General features: G+C 66.0%; 10 protein-coding genes. 5 read left to right on the top strand and 5 right to left on the bottom strand.

Annotated features, from left to right (window positions below):
- The first annotated feature begins 17 nt into the window (after nt 1-17).
- A complete protein-coding gene (locus AC5Y49_RS09835) occupies nt 18-782 on the top strand; it encodes a maleylpyruvate isomerase N-terminal domain-containing protein (protein WP_499886513.1) in 765 nt (254 codons plus the stop codon).
- A gap of 88 nt (nt 783-870) precedes the next feature.
- Here the strand turns inward: AC5Y49_RS09835 and AC5Y49_RS09830 are convergent, their stop codons facing one another.
- Together AC5Y49_RS09830 and AC5Y49_RS09825 are read right to left on the bottom strand one after the other, a co-directional pair.
- A complete protein-coding gene (locus AC5Y49_RS09830; RefSeq protein ID WP_499886511.1) occupies nt 871-2,889 on the bottom strand; it encodes an oxidoreductase in 2,019 nt (672 codons plus the stop codon).
- Nucleotides 2,886-3,431: a PadR family transcriptional regulator gene (locus AC5Y49_RS09825; RefSeq protein WP_499886509.1), complete on the bottom strand. Its 546-nt coding sequence runs from the start codon at nt 3,429-3,431 to the stop codon at nt 2,886-2,888. The genes AC5Y49_RS09830 and AC5Y49_RS09825 overlap by 4 nt, the downstream gene beginning before the upstream one ends.
- 328 nt (nt 3,432-3,759) lie before the next feature.
- On the opposite strand from AC5Y49_RS09825, the gene fdxA reads away from it, so the two are divergent.
- Nucleotides 3,760-4,086 carry a ferredoxin gene (gene fdxA / locus AC5Y49_RS09820; RefSeq protein WP_499886507.1) on the top strand — a complete coding sequence of 109 codons (327 nt, stop codon included), beginning with the start codon at nt 3,760-3,762 and terminating at the stop codon, nt 4,084-4,086.
- A gap of 23 nt (nt 4,087-4,109) precedes the next feature.
- Nucleotides 4,110-5,195: a succinyldiaminopimelate transaminase gene (dapC, locus tag AC5Y49_RS09815; RefSeq protein WP_499886505.1), complete on the top strand. Its 1,086-nt coding sequence runs from the start codon at nt 4,110-4,112 to the stop codon at nt 5,193-5,195.
- A gap of 9 nt (nt 5,196-5,204) precedes the next feature.
- Here dapC and AC5Y49_RS09810 read toward each other — a convergent pair whose 3' ends face one another.
- Entirely contained in the window at nt 5,205-6,131 is a 927-nt protein-coding gene (locus AC5Y49_RS09810) for a GmrSD restriction endonuclease domain-containing protein (RefSeq protein WP_499886503.1), read from the bottom strand.
- Between the two features lie 80 nt (nt 6,132-6,211).
- Between AC5Y49_RS09810 and AC5Y49_RS09805 the strand changes: the two genes are divergently transcribed.
- A complete protein-coding gene (locus AC5Y49_RS09805) occupies nt 6,212-7,981 on the top strand; it encodes an acyl-CoA dehydrogenase family protein (protein WP_499886502.1) in 1,770 nt (589 codons plus the stop codon).
- Nucleotides 7,978-10,308 (top strand): APC family permease, encoded by a 2,331-nt coding sequence (locus AC5Y49_RS09800; RefSeq protein ID WP_499886500.1) that lies wholly within the window; start codon nt 7,978-7,980, stop codon nt 10,306-10,308. Before AC5Y49_RS09805 ends, AC5Y49_RS09800 begins: the two co-directional genes overlap by 4 nt.
- 6 nt (nt 10,309-10,314) lie before the next feature.
- Here the strand turns inward: AC5Y49_RS09800 and AC5Y49_RS09795 are convergent, their stop codons facing one another.
- Both AC5Y49_RS09795 and AC5Y49_RS09790 read right to left on the bottom strand, forming a co-directional pair.
- Nucleotides 10,315-11,775 (bottom strand): flavin-containing monooxygenase, encoded by a 1,461-nt coding sequence (locus tag AC5Y49_RS09795; RefSeq protein WP_499886499.1) that lies wholly within the window; start codon nt 11,773-11,775, stop codon nt 10,315-10,317.
- Between the two features lie 79 nt (nt 11,776-11,854).
- Nucleotides 11,855-13,219: an HNH endonuclease signature motif containing protein gene (locus tag AC5Y49_RS09790; protein ID WP_499886497.1), complete on the bottom strand. Its 1,365-nt coding sequence runs from the start codon at nt 13,217-13,219 to the stop codon at nt 11,855-11,857.
- Nucleotides 13,220-13,242 lie beyond the last annotated feature (23 nt).

Raw genomic sequence — 13,242 nt, 5'->3', positions numbered from 1 at the left:
GAGGGGAGATCCGCACTGTGCAGTCAAAAATCGACACCGACCGATTCCCCGAGTGGCAACCCTTCCTCGACGCTGTCCAGCGGCGCCGCCCCGACGCCGGAACCTGGTGTGAGGCGTGGACCGTGCGCGACATCGTCGTCCATCAAGCCGGCAACGCCGAGGAACTCGCCCGGGTGCTCAGCGGGCATCTCGAGGGCACACCCGTCGAGACGCGCAGCTTCGAGGAACGCGAGGGACCGCTGCGCGCACTGAACGACACCGAGCTGTGGGAGGCGCTGCAGGCACGAATGGCAACGCTGAACGAGGTCGCCCACGCCGCCGACGACCTACCCGGCGATACCGATGTCGCCTGGACCGGCCGGACGATGAAAGTTCCCTGGTTCGCCGAGCACATGCGCGAAGAGCTGGTCCTACACAGCTGGGACATCACCGGCGACGATGCCGCAGCGCAAACCCAACTGGCCCAACCGTGGATGACGACACACAGCGTGGTCGCCGTGGGAAAACCGTTGCTGGCCAAGGGCGCTAAGCTGCTCAATCCCGGCGAACGCATCGAGTCGAGGCTGCGGGTTCCCGGCGCCGACGACATCGCCGTGACCGCCGAGGCGGGGTCGGTCACTATCGCGCTCGTCGCGCCGGACGGACCCGCCACGCTGGAAACCGATGCGGCGGCCCGGGTGCTGCTGTTGTGGGGGCGGCGCCCCGCCGATCCCTCGCGAATCCGCAGTACCGCCGGTCCGCAAGCACTGAGCCGGGTGCGGCGTCTGCTGGCCGGGTACTAGTTCCGTCTTGGGGGCGCGAGCGTGCGCAGTCCCGGCGACACGCTCGGCGTGTCGCCCGGGGACACGCACGCTCGCGGCAGAGGCGGGGCTACAACCGCGCGGCCAACTCGGTGCCCTGGCGGATCGCGCGCTTGGCGTCCAGCTCGACGGCCAGGGCGGCCCCGCCGATGATGTGCGGGTTCACCCCGCGGGCCCGTAACCCCTCTTCGAGGTCACGTACCGGCTCCTGGCCCGCGCAAACGACGACATTGTCCACCGCGAGCAGCTGTGGGCGCCGCCGGTTCGGCCCGAAGCTGATATGCAGGCCATCGTCGGTGATGCGTTCGTAATTGACCTCGCAGAGTTGGTGCACGCCTTTGGATTTCAGCGACGCTCGGTGGACCCAACCACTGGTCTTCCCCAGCCCTTTGCCCTGCGGGCCTTTGCTGCGCTGCAGCAGGTAGACCTCGCGCGCCGGCGGCGCAGGGATCGGCGTGGTCAACCCGCCGCGGCCGTCGTGCGGGTCGGCCACACCCCATTCGGCCTTCCAGTCCTTGAGGTTGAGCGTGGGCGAGCAATCGGTGACCAGGAATTCGCTGACGTCGAAGCCGATACCGCCGGCGCCGATCACCGCGACACACTTGCCGACCGGCTTGGCGCCGCTGATGGCCTCGGCATACGTCAGCACCATCGGATGGTCGATGCCGGGGATCGCCGGGATCCGCGGCGCCACCCCGGTAGCCAGTACGACGTCGTCATAGCCGGACAATTCGTCGGCCGATACCCGGGTGCGCAGCCGCACCGCGACGCCGTGTCGATCCAGCATTGTCGTGAAATACCGGATGCTTTCGTTGAATTCTTCCTTGCCGGGAATTCGCCGGGCGAGGTCGAATTGGCCGCCGATGACGTCGCCCGCCTCGAACAGCGTGACGGCGTGGCCGCGCTGCGCGGCGTTGACGGCGGCGGCCAGCCCGGCCGGGCCGGCCCCGACGACCGCCACCGAGCGGGCGTGCCGCGTCGGTGACAGCACCAACTGCGTCTCGTGGCCGGCTCGCGGATTCAGCAGGCACGACACCTTTTTGTGCACGAACGCGTGATCCAGACATGCTTGGTTGCACGCGATGCAGGTGTTGATCTCGTCGGCGCGATCGGCAGCGGCTTTGCGCACCCACTCCGGGTCGCTCAGCAGCGGTCGTGCCATCGAGATCAGCGCTACGTCGGTATCGGCCAGGATCTGCTCGGCGGCCTGCGGCATGTTGATCCGGTTGGACGCCACCACCGGAATACTGACGTGCCCGGCGAGGGCATGGCTGATGTCGACGAACGCGCCGGCCGGCACCGACGTGACGATCGTCGGTACCCGCGCCTCGTGCCAGCCGAAACCGGAATTGATCAGAGTAGCGCCAGCGGCTTCGACTTCGGTTGCCAGCGCGAGGGTTTCGTCCCAACTCTGGCCGTCCTCGACGTAGTCGGCCAGCGACATGCGGTAGCAGAGGATGAAATCGGGGCCGACGGCGGCGCGGGTCTGGCGGACGATCTCCACCGGGAAGCGGCGGCGCTTCTCCGGTGTGCCGCCCCAGTGGTCGCTGCGGTTGTTGGTCCGTGGCGCCAGGAACTGGTTGACCAGATAGCCTTCGCTGCCCATGATTTCCACGCCGTCGTAACCGGCTTCGCGCGCCAACGCAGCGCAGCGGACGAAATCTGCGATCGTGCTCTGGACGGCGCGGGACGATAACGCGCGTGGCCGAAACGGATTGATCGGCGCTTTGATCGACGAGGCGCTCACCGACAGTGGGTGATACGCATACCGTCCGGCATGCAAGATCTGCAGCAGGATCTTGCTGCCGGCGTCATGCACGGCACTGGTGATGCGACGGTGGCGGCGTGCCTGCGCAGAGGAAACCAACTCCGAGGCGAACGGCAGCAACCATCCGGTCCGGTTGGGTGCGTAACCGCCGGTGATGATCAGGCCGACACCGCCGCGGGCCCGTTCGGCGAAGTACTCGGCGAGCCGGTCGATGTGGTGCGACCGGTCTTCCAGCCCGGTGTGCATCGACCCCATGACGACCCGGTTGTGCAGCGTCGTGAAGCCGAAATCCAACGGCGACAACAGGTTTGGATATGTCATAGTGCTTTCGTCACCTCGTCGAGCCAATCGATCGCGCTCTCCTCGGCGCGGATGCCGCCGCGCAGCACCAGGTACTGATGAAGTGCGGTGCCGCGTAACGCAGACGGATCGGGAAACTGGGATTTCTCGAATCCGCGGTAGGCGTCCAACAATTCGGCATGCTCGGCGCGCAGCGCTGCGATCTGGGTCCGCAGCGCCGACAGGTCGCCGTAGGCCGCGCCGCGCAGTTTGACGGCGACATCACGGGTTCGGGTGTCGGACAACGCGCTGCCCCGCCCAGTCAGCGGTTCGGCGATCCAGCGGGCCAATTCTGCGCGTCCGGCGTCGGAGACCGTGTAAACCTTCTTGTCCGGCCGCCCCTGCTGGGCCACCGGCGTCACGCGCACCCAGCCGTCGTCCTCCATCGCCCGCAGGGTGCGGTAGATCTGCTGATGGGTGGCGGTCCAGAAATACCCGATCGAGCGATCGAATCGGCGGGCCAACTCGTAGCCAGAGCCGGACTGTTCGGACAGGGACACCAGGATCGCGTGCGGCAATGCCACTCGGGCAGCATACTATGCAACTAGTTGCATAGACAGTGCGGTGCTTGTTCTGTATATGCAACGTCTGAAGCTGGCCAAACAGCGTGGTGTTTTGGCTCGCCGTTCTCGGGCGTCGTCGGTTCAGGCCGCAGGTGCGGCGCGAACGTCGGTTCCCGCGTCGTTCGGGCCGGTTTCGCCAACACGAGTTGGGTGTTGGCCAGTGCCGTCCTGTCGGCGGGCATTGGTAACCACCCGGCACCGACACCACCACCAACCGCCGTTAGATGCAACGTCTAGTATCAGTAACCAACAGGTCCGCGTCATTGAACAGCACATGGAGGAGACCTTCGTGACGTACACGATCGCCGAGCCCTGCGTCGACATCAAAGACAAGGCATGCGTCGAGGAATGCCCGGTCGACTGCATCTATGAGGGTGCCCGGATGCTGTACATCCACCCTGACGAATGCGTGGACTGCGGCGCCTGCGAGCCGGTCTGCCCCGTCGAGGCCATCTACTACGAAGACGATGTGCCCGAGCAGTGGAGTAACTACACACAGCTCAACGCCGACTTCTTCACCGAGCTCGGATCACCGGGCGGTGCGGCCAAGGTCGGCATGACCGAGAACGACCCGCAGGTGGTCAAAGATCTGCCGCCACAGGGCGAGGACGCCTGAGCGAGATCACTCGCCGGCGGCCGGTGTCGGCGTCGTTGCCGGTGTTCCCCTGGGACACCCTCGATGAAGCGCGTGCGTTGGCCAACGCTCACCCCGGCGGCATCGTCGACCTGTCCGTCGGCACCCCTGTCGACCCGGTGGCGCCGCTGGTCCGCGAGGCCCTGGCCGCGGCCAGCGCGGCGCCGGGCTACCCCACCACCGCCGGCACTCCCCGGTTGCGGCGATCGGCCGTCGACGCGCTGAGCCGCCGCTTCGGCGTCACCGGATTGACCGAGGCGGGCGTGCTGCCGGTGATCGGCACCAAAGAGCTCATCTCGTGGCTGCCGACGCTGTTGGGGTTGGGCGCAGCCGATCTGGTGGTGGTGCCCGAGCTGGCCTATCCCACCTATGACGTCGGTGCCCGGCTGGCCGGGACGGAAGTGCTGCACGCTGATTCGGTGTCCCAACTGGGTTCGCAGTCGCCGGCGCTGGTGTATGTGAACTCGCCGAGCAACCCGACCGGCCGGGTGCTCGGAGCAGACCAGCTGCGGAGCGTCGTCGAGTGGGCGCGGGAACGCGGCGCGCTGGTGGCGTCCGACGAGTGCTATCTGGGTCTGGGCTGGGACGCCGCGCCGTTGTCGATTCTTCATCCGTCGGTGTGCGACGGCGACCATACCGGTCTGCTGGCGCTGCATTCGCTGTCCAAGAGTTCGTCGCTGGCCGGCTACCGGGCCGGTTTCGTCGCAGGAGACCCGCTGGTGGTCGGCGAACTGCTGGCCGTGCGCAAACATGCCGGGATGATGGTGCCCACGCCCGTGCAGGCGGCGATGGTCGCGGCACTCGACGACGACGGCCACGAGCGCGAGCAGCGCGACTGCTACCAGCGTCGGCGCAGCGCGCTGCTGCCCGCGTTCCGCTCGGCCGGCTTCACCGTCGACCATTCCGAGGCCGGGCTGTATCTGTGGGTGACCCGCGGCGAGCCGTGCCGGGACACCGTGGCATGGCTGGCAGAGCGCGGCATCCTGGTCGCACCCGGTGAGTTCTACGGCCGCGGCGGCACCCGCCATGTGCGGGTGGCGCTCACCGCCACCGATGAACGGATCGCCGCCGCGGTTGCGCGGCTCGGTTAGGCCAGCCCGCTACTCGCAGGCGACGCCGTCGCCGTCGCCGTCGAGCCCCGGCCGATATCCCGGTTCGCCGATGTGCAACGGCGCCGCGCCGGCGGCCCGGGCGGCTTTACAGTTCGGGTAATAGACCGACGACGGTGCAGCCGCGGGCGCAACTGGGGCGATCGAGGTTGCGTCGACGGACCCATCGCAGCTCGCCAGAATCCGGTCGATGGCATCGTGCTCTGCCTGGGTGACCCAGACGCCGTAGGCGGCTTTGACGTCGACGATCCGCGACACGTAGGTGCAGCGGTAAGACTTGTTGGGTGGCAACCACGTTGCCGCGTCGCCGTCGCCTTTCTGCTCGTTGGCCGGCCCGTCGGTGGCCTGAAGGTTGCGCGGGTCGTTGGCGAAGTTGCGGCGCTTGTCCTCGTCCCATTGCTGGGCGCCCTTCTGCCACGCATCCGACAACGCCACGATGTGATCGATCTGCACCTGCCGGGAGGTGTCCTGGCCACGTTGGAACGCGATCGTCGTGCCGGTATAGGGATCGTTCAGCGTCCCGGCCAGCACGACGCACCCGTGCGTTCCCGGTTTGATGGTGCTGTCCGTCAAGTCGCGGCGCAGGATGTCGTTTCGGGTGTCGCAGCCGTTGTGGCCGTCGGCCACCGTCACGTCGTCGCTCCACCGCTGGCCGAACAGGTCGCGGTGGTAGCCGGTCTTGGGTGCACGCCCCTTGATGGCCAACGAGTCCAGCTTCGCCAAGGTGTCTGCCTCGACAGGAACCCCCGCGGGCCGGTTCGGAACGGGCGACGGCACCTCGGTCGACGGCAGCGCCATCACCGGCGGGCTGGATGTGTTGCCGAGCGTCACAAGGCCGATCACGATCAGCGCACCGATGAACGCTCCGGCAGCCTTGACCGGATACGACTGTTCCACCACAGCAGCCTCTTTAGTCACGTCGAGGGATCGTGGCGGAGGCTATCAGCTCTTGGCTGTTGCGAGGCTCAATTCCCAGCGCCGTGTAATACCGTCACACCATGACCCAGTACGACCTGGAGGCCGTGGACCGGTTGCCGTTCGCCACGCCCGAGAAGTCCGACCGGTACCGCACGGAGAACTACCGGGGAGCCGTCGGGCTCAACTGGTACAAAACCGATCCGAGCCTGCAGTTCACCATGGCCTACTACCTGGCACCCGATGCATTGGCCGTCGCCGAAAAGCACCTGACACGCATCGGCGAACTGATGGGCGGACCGGTGGCGCGGTGGGCAGAGGAGACCGACCGCAACCCGGCGCGGCTCGAGCGTTACGACCGTTGGGGACATGACGTCAGCACGGTGCTCCAGCCGACGTCGTTCACCGAGTCCAAACGCGCGATCCTGGACGCGAACCAGGCTCTCAAAGACGACGCCCGAAAAGCCGGTGTCAACCCGTCGCTGCCGTTGTTCGCGGCCAACTATCTGCTCAACCAGGCGGACATCGGGATGGGCTGTGCGCTGGGCACCGGCGGCGGCATGGTCAAGTCACTGGTCGCGGCGTACGCGCCGGCCGACGTGCGCGAGCACGTGCTGGCCAAATTCGAGACCGGCGAGTGGGAGGGCGAGACCGCGCAACTGTTGACCGAGCGCACCGGCGGCTCGGATCTCGGCGCGCTGGAGACGACGGCGACGCGACGCGGGGACGCATGGCTGCTCAACGGGTTCAAGTGGTTCGCATCCAATTGCGACGGCCAGGTTTTCGTCGTGTTGGCCAAACCCGAGGGGGCGCCCGACTCCAGTCGTGGGGTGGCCACCTTCCTGGTGTTGCGGACGCGGCGCGACGGGTCGCGCAACGGCGTGCGCATCCGCCGACTGAAGGACAAGCTCGGCACCCGCTCGGTGGCCTCCGGCGAGGTCGAGTTCGTCGACGCCGAAGCGTTTTTGCTCTCCGGCGAACCGCCCGGCGAAGGCTCGCACGACGGCAAGGGGCTCGGCCGGATGATGGAGCTGACCAACGCCGCGCGGTTGGGCATTGCCTTGTTCGCGGTCGGCAACGCCCGCCGAGCGCTGGTCGAGTCGCTCTGTTATGCGCGGCGAAGACAGGCGTTCGGCGACGCGCTCATCGACAAGCCGTTGATGCGCCGCAAGCTGGCCGAGATGATCGTCGACGTCGAAGCCGCCCAGGCGATGGTTTTCGACGGCACCGGCGCCGTCAACCACCGCCAGCCAAGACCGGTGCGTCAGCGCATCGCGGTGCCCGTCACCAAGCTCAAGGTTTGCCGGCTCGGCATCACCATGGCCTCGGATGCGATCGAAATCCACGGTGGCAACGGCTATATCGAGTCGTGGCCGGTGGCACGGCTGCTGCGCGACGCACAGGTCAACACCATCTGGGAGGGCCCGGACAACATCCTGTGCCTGGACGTGCGGCGCGGCATCGAGCGCATCGAAGCGCAGACGCCGCTGCTCGAGCGGCTGCACGATGCGGTGTCGGTATCGGACGACGACGACACGACGCGGTTGGTATCACGCCGTGCGGAGGACCTCGAAGCGGCGATCACCGCCTGGACCAAACTGGACGGCGGGGTGGCCGAAGCACGGCTGTTCCCGCTCACCCAGTTCATGGGCGACGTCTACGCGGGCGCCCTGCTCGTCGAGCAGGCGGCCTGGGAGCGGGAGTCCCGTGGAGCGGAACGCAAAGCGCTGGTCGCCCGGCTATACGCCCAGCGCTATTTGGCCGACCGCGGCCCGCTGCGAGGGATCGACGCCGACGGCGACGAGGCGATCGAGCGGTTCGACGAACTCGTCGACGGCGCCCTGGTCACGTGACGACACCGACTCGCCCACTGCGCATCCCGCTGTCCTTAGGCGACGTGGGCAAGCGCATCTTCCTCGGCAAACCCTTGATCACCGAGGAGCTGAGCTCCGAGCGGCTATCGAATCCCGTTGCACTTGGCGCTCTTTCACCTGACGCGATCTCGTCGACCGCCTACGGCCCAGAGCAGATCCTGGTGGAGTTGCTCCCGCATGCCGGCCTGGCCGCCTTCGTTTTGTTGCTCCCGATCACCGGCGCCATCCTGCTGATTCTGGTGTTGGTGGCCGCGTCGTATCGCCAGGTGGTGATGGCCTACACCCGGGCCGGCGGCTCCTACGTGGTGGCCCGGGAGAACTTCGGTCCGCGGGTGGCGCAGGTCGCCGCCGCTGCACTGCTGATCGACTACGTGGTCACGGTCGCAGTGCAGTCCGCGGCGGGAACCGTTGCGGTGGTTTCCGCGATCCCATCGCTTGGCCCCTACAGTCTGGAAATCACCGTCGGCGTGGTGCTCGCCATCTGTTATGCGAATCTGCGCGGATTACGGGAAGCAGGACTGCCTTTCGCGGCGGCCACCTATTCCTTCGTGTTCATGATCACGCTGACGATTGTCACTGGTGTCGTACGAAAGATCTTCTGGGGATTGCCCGTTTACGATTCCGAACACCTTGCCGGCGCGGTCCCGGTTCACCACACCAACGGGCTAATGATGGGTGCGACGATTCTGGTGGTGCTACGTGCGTTCGCCAACGGCGGGTCGTCGTTGACCGGGGTGGAGGCGATCTCCAACACCGTCAATGTCTTTCGTAAGCCGCAGGGCCACAACGCCCGCCGGGTGCTCACCGCAATGGCTTGCACCCTCGGTTTCTTGTTGGCCGGTGTCGCCTATCTGGCCCACGCCACGCATGCCACTCCCTATCTCGACGAGTACCCTTCGGTGCTCTCGGAGGTGGCTCGGGCGGTATTCGGCAACGGGTTGATTGGGCATGGTCTTTATCTGCTCGTGCAGACCGCGACGGCGGCGATCTTGTTCACCGGCGCCAACACCAGTTTCAATGGGTTTCCCGCGCTGGCCAGTTTTGTTGCCGAGGACCGCTTTCTGCCGCGTCAGCTGATGAAACGCGGTCACCGTCTGGTGTTCTCCAATGGCATCATTGCGCTCACCGCGCTGTCGGTGGCGTTGCTGATCGTGACCGGCGGTTCGGTCAACGCGCTGGTGCCGTTTTACGCGATCGGGGTGTTCACCGGGTTTTCGATGGCCGGCTATGGAATGACCAAGCACCACCTGACGCACCGGCAGACCGGTTGGCGTCACAAGCTGGCGATCAATCTTTCCGCGGGAATCCTGTCGACAGTGGTGGTGGGCATCTTTGCGGTGGCGAAATTCACCGAGGGCGCCTGGATGGTGGTGGTGGTCTTCCCGCTGCTGGTGTTCGCATTGACCCGCCTGAACCGCGAATACCGCGCCGAGGCAGCCATTCTCGAGATGTTTCGCACCGACCGACCGGAATTGGTCAAATACGCCCGTCACCGGGTGTTCGTCTTCGTGAACTCCGTCGACCTTGCGGTCATCGAGGCGCTGCGATATGGCCGGGGATTGCGGTCCGACGAGTTGATCGCGGTGCATTTCATGGTCGACGCTGCTCTTGCCGCGCAGTTACGCAAACGGTGGGAACACTTCGATCTCGACACCCGGCTGCGGGTGGTGGACTGCCCGGACCGGCAGATCACCCGCGCCGCACAGGTACTGGTTGCCAAGGCCGGCAACGAACACCCCGACACCAACGTGACGGTGCTGTTGCCGCGCCGCACCTACGCGCCGCTGCTGGGACGACTGCTGCACGACCGCACCGCCGACAAGATCGCCCGGGCCGTCAGCCGCATCCCGGACGCCGCCGCCACGATCGTCCCCTACGATGTGCAATCCCGGATCAGGGACGCCTTTCCCGACTCGCTCGAGCAGCGCATCGCGCGCGAAGTCGACAAGCTGCAAGCGCGGGTGTCGCGCGGTGAGCAACAGAACGTCGACGACTACGAGCATCCGGAGCGACCGTCGGCGGTGATCGCCGTGGAGGGCTTGATTCCCGGGCAACGCGCCACCATCGAAGGACGGGTCAGCCAGGTCGAAGACATCGCCAAACGGCGACGGACTTTGCGGTGGATCATCGTCGGTGACGACAGCGGCGATGTCCGCGTCACGTTCCGTCCCGGAGGGGGAGGCGCCGACATCCAGCCGGGACAACTGTTGCGCATCACCGGGAAAGCGCGGCAGAGCGGCAACGGGCCGGTGTCGATGGTCGACCCGACGTACGTCGTGCTGGAGCAGCCGGAGGAAGTGCACTAGCCGCCGTTACCTGGTGAAGAGGTAATCCTCGTCGCGGGGCTCGGTCAACATGCTGGTGAGGCGTCTGCGGGTGAACGGCCAGAGGTCGATGTGGTTGTCATCGGCGAAATACCAGGAGTTGCAACCAGAGTTCCACACGGTCGGCACCATCGCCGCGGCTACGTCGTCGGCGAACCTGTTGGTGGCTTCCTCGGTGACTTCAACCGTCACGATTTCTCCGACGCGGAAACGCCGCAGCCATTCAATGATGTAGCGGGCCGTCAATTCGGCGACGAGTTGCATTGACATCACGCCGGTCGGTGAGTTGGGGCCCATGACCGTAAATAGGTTGGGGAATCCGGGGATCGCCGTCATCGCCCAGGCACGGGGGCCCTTTTCCCACGCATCGTCGATGGACAGTCCATCGCGGCCGCGCAGGTTCATCGGGCGCATGTAGTTGTGCGCCTGGAAACCGGTGGCCAGCACGATGACATCGAGATCGTGCTGGACACCGTCCGCAGTGCGCAGGCCGGTCTCGGTGACCTCGGTGATGGGCTCACTCACGAAACGAGCGTTGGGCCGGCGGATCCGTCGGTAGTAGTCACCGGAAACCACCTGCCTCTTACAGAATGGTTGGTAATCGGGGGTGAGCCGGGCACGAAGATCCTTGTCCCGCACCAACACCCGTAGGCACAACCGCGCATAGCCTTGGGCTAGCCGTCGTCGCCAAGTCGGCCGGGTCACTAAGTCGACGAAAAGGTCGGAGCCGAGGCGCTGCGCCCAGTCGACCGTTCGCTCAAAGCGCGGTAGTACCCGCAGCAGCCGACCGACTAGGCGTGGTTGGCGCAGTCGCATCGGCATCCATGTCACCCACTGAGGCGTGCGCACAAAATGAGTGATCTGTGCTGCGTCGCGTTGAAGTGCGGAAAAGACTTGAACGCCGGTCGATCCGGTGCCGATCACCGCGATACGTTTGCCCGCAGTATCGGTGTCGGTCCAACGGGCTGTGTGGATAACGGGTCCGGTGAAGGAGTTCAAGCCGGGAATGTCCGGGATGAACGGGTGGTGCAGGACGCCGGTAGCGGCCACGACGAAGTCGGCGTCGATCTCATCACCGTCGGCCGTGGACACCCGCCATCGGTTGCCGACGAAGACCGCCGAAGTGACCTCGCATCCCAATCTCACTTGTTGGTCGAGTTGGAGGCGCTCGAGGACATCGTGGTGGTATTGCTGGATCTCCTCGCCGGTGGCCCATACATGCTTCCAGTCGGGTTTCGGCAAAAATGCGAATTGGTAGGCGTATGACGGTATGTCGCATCGCAGCCCGGGGTAGCGGTTCCAATGCCAAACCCCGCCGACGTCGGCACCCTTTTCCAGGATCACGAAGTCAGTGAAGCCAGCTTGCTTGAAGGTGTGGGCAGCGGCGATCCCCGCCATGCCGGCTCCGATGATCACGATGCGAGGTTCCCGTTGGCGAGTTTGGTTCATCACGCTGCTCCGTAATGCGTTGGGATACTCGAACCTTATGCTTGCCGGAACTGAGCCCGCAACCTTCGCTCGGCGCCGGCTACGGCACCTCGTCGTCGTCTGCCCGGAGGATTCTTTCGGGGTGGTGATAGCGGTTTGTCCTTGGTTGGCCGTGGTCGAGGTGTGGGGGTGGGATCCATTGGGTGTCGCCGTTTTTGAGTTTGCGGGTGGTCCAGCCGCTGGAGGTGACGAGTTTGTGGTGGGGTCCGCAGCCCAGGGTCAGATCATCGATGTGGGTCTCCCGGCACTGCGCGAAGTCGGTGACGTGGTGGACTTCAGTGAGGTAGCCCGGCACATCGCAATTAGGGAACGAACAGCCACGGTCTTTGGCGTGCAGCACAATTCGCTGTCCCGGTGAGGCCAACCGCTTGGTGTGGTAGAGCCCGATCGCCTTGCCGTTGTCGAAAATCGACAGGTAGTGGTGCGCATGCGATGCCAGCCGAATCACATCACTCATCGGTAGCAGGGTGCCGCCGCCGGTGAGGGCTTTGCCGGCGCCGGCTTCGAGTTCGGCCAGGGTGGTGGACACGATGATGGTGGCCGGTAGCCCGTTGTGTTGGCCCAGCTTTCCGGAAGCCAATAGCGCGCGCCCGGCAGCATTGAGCGCGTCGTGGTTGCGTTGGCCAGTAGTGCGGGTGTCGCCCTGGATGGCTTCCTGCGACGGCGTGCCGCCGAGACACGGCGTGGAATCCTCCGGGTTGCACATGCCCGGGGCGGCCAGTTTGGCCAACACCGCGTCGAGGGTGGCGCGGGCCTCCGGCGTCAGTAGCCCGCTGATCTTCGACATGCCGTCGAGGTCTTGTTTGCCCAGGATCAGGCTGCGCCGCCGAGCGCGATCATTGTCGGAAAAATCGCCATTGGGGTTGAGGCAGTCGGTGAGTCGGTCGGCGAGCTTGTGCAAGTCGTCGGGGCGATGCTCGCCGGCCAGCTGGGCTAGGTGGGCTTCGGCGCGCTGGCGGGTTTCCACGTCAACGGCATCGGGCAGCCGGTGATAAAAGCTGCGGATCACCGCCACATGCCCGGCCCCGATGCGTCCGGCACGCTGCGCCTCGGCCGTCGCGGGCAGCAGCGGCTCGAGCGGTTCGCCAGTCATCGCCCGACGTGGTCCCAGGTCGGCGGCCTCACCGATGCGCCGGGCGGCCTCGGCGCGGGTGACCTGTAACCGCTCAGCCAGCGCAAACGACAGCTTGCCGCCCAGTTCGGCTTCGTCGGCCTGCTCGCTGAGCTGGTTGATCAGCGGATGCTCGACGGCGGGCAGCTGGCGGCGCAGCATCTCACACCGCTGCAGCATGGTCAGCCGCTCAGGCGTGGTCAGCCCGTCAAAACACAGGTCCAAGGCCCGTTTGAGGTAGGCGGCCAGCCCGTCGAAGACCTCATCGATCTCTTCCCGGCTATCCGAACGCATGTTCGAATAATAGCGCCGTCCAC

This window comes from Mycobacterium sp. NGS62 (assembly GCF_059812285.1).
The sequence above is the reverse complement of the archived record's forward strand: the minus strand, read 5'-3'. Positions and strand labels throughout refer to the sequence as shown.

Coding starts and splice junctions, on each gene's coding strand:
- AC5Y49_RS09830 (WP_499886511.1), bottom strand. CDS start 2,889: ATGACATATCCAAACCTGTTGTCGCCGTTGGATTTCGGCTTCACGACG.
- AC5Y49_RS09795 (WP_499886499.1), bottom strand. CDS start 11,775: ATGAACCAAACTCGCCAACGGGAACCTCGCATCGTGATCATCGGAGCC.
- AC5Y49_RS09790 (WP_499886497.1), bottom strand. CDS start 13,219: ATGCGTTCGGATAGCCGGGAAGAGATCGATGAGGTCTTCGACGGGCTG.
- AC5Y49_RS09805 (WP_499886502.1), top strand. CDS start 6,212: ATGACCCAGTACGACCTGGAGGCCGTGGACCGGTTGCCGTTCGCCACG.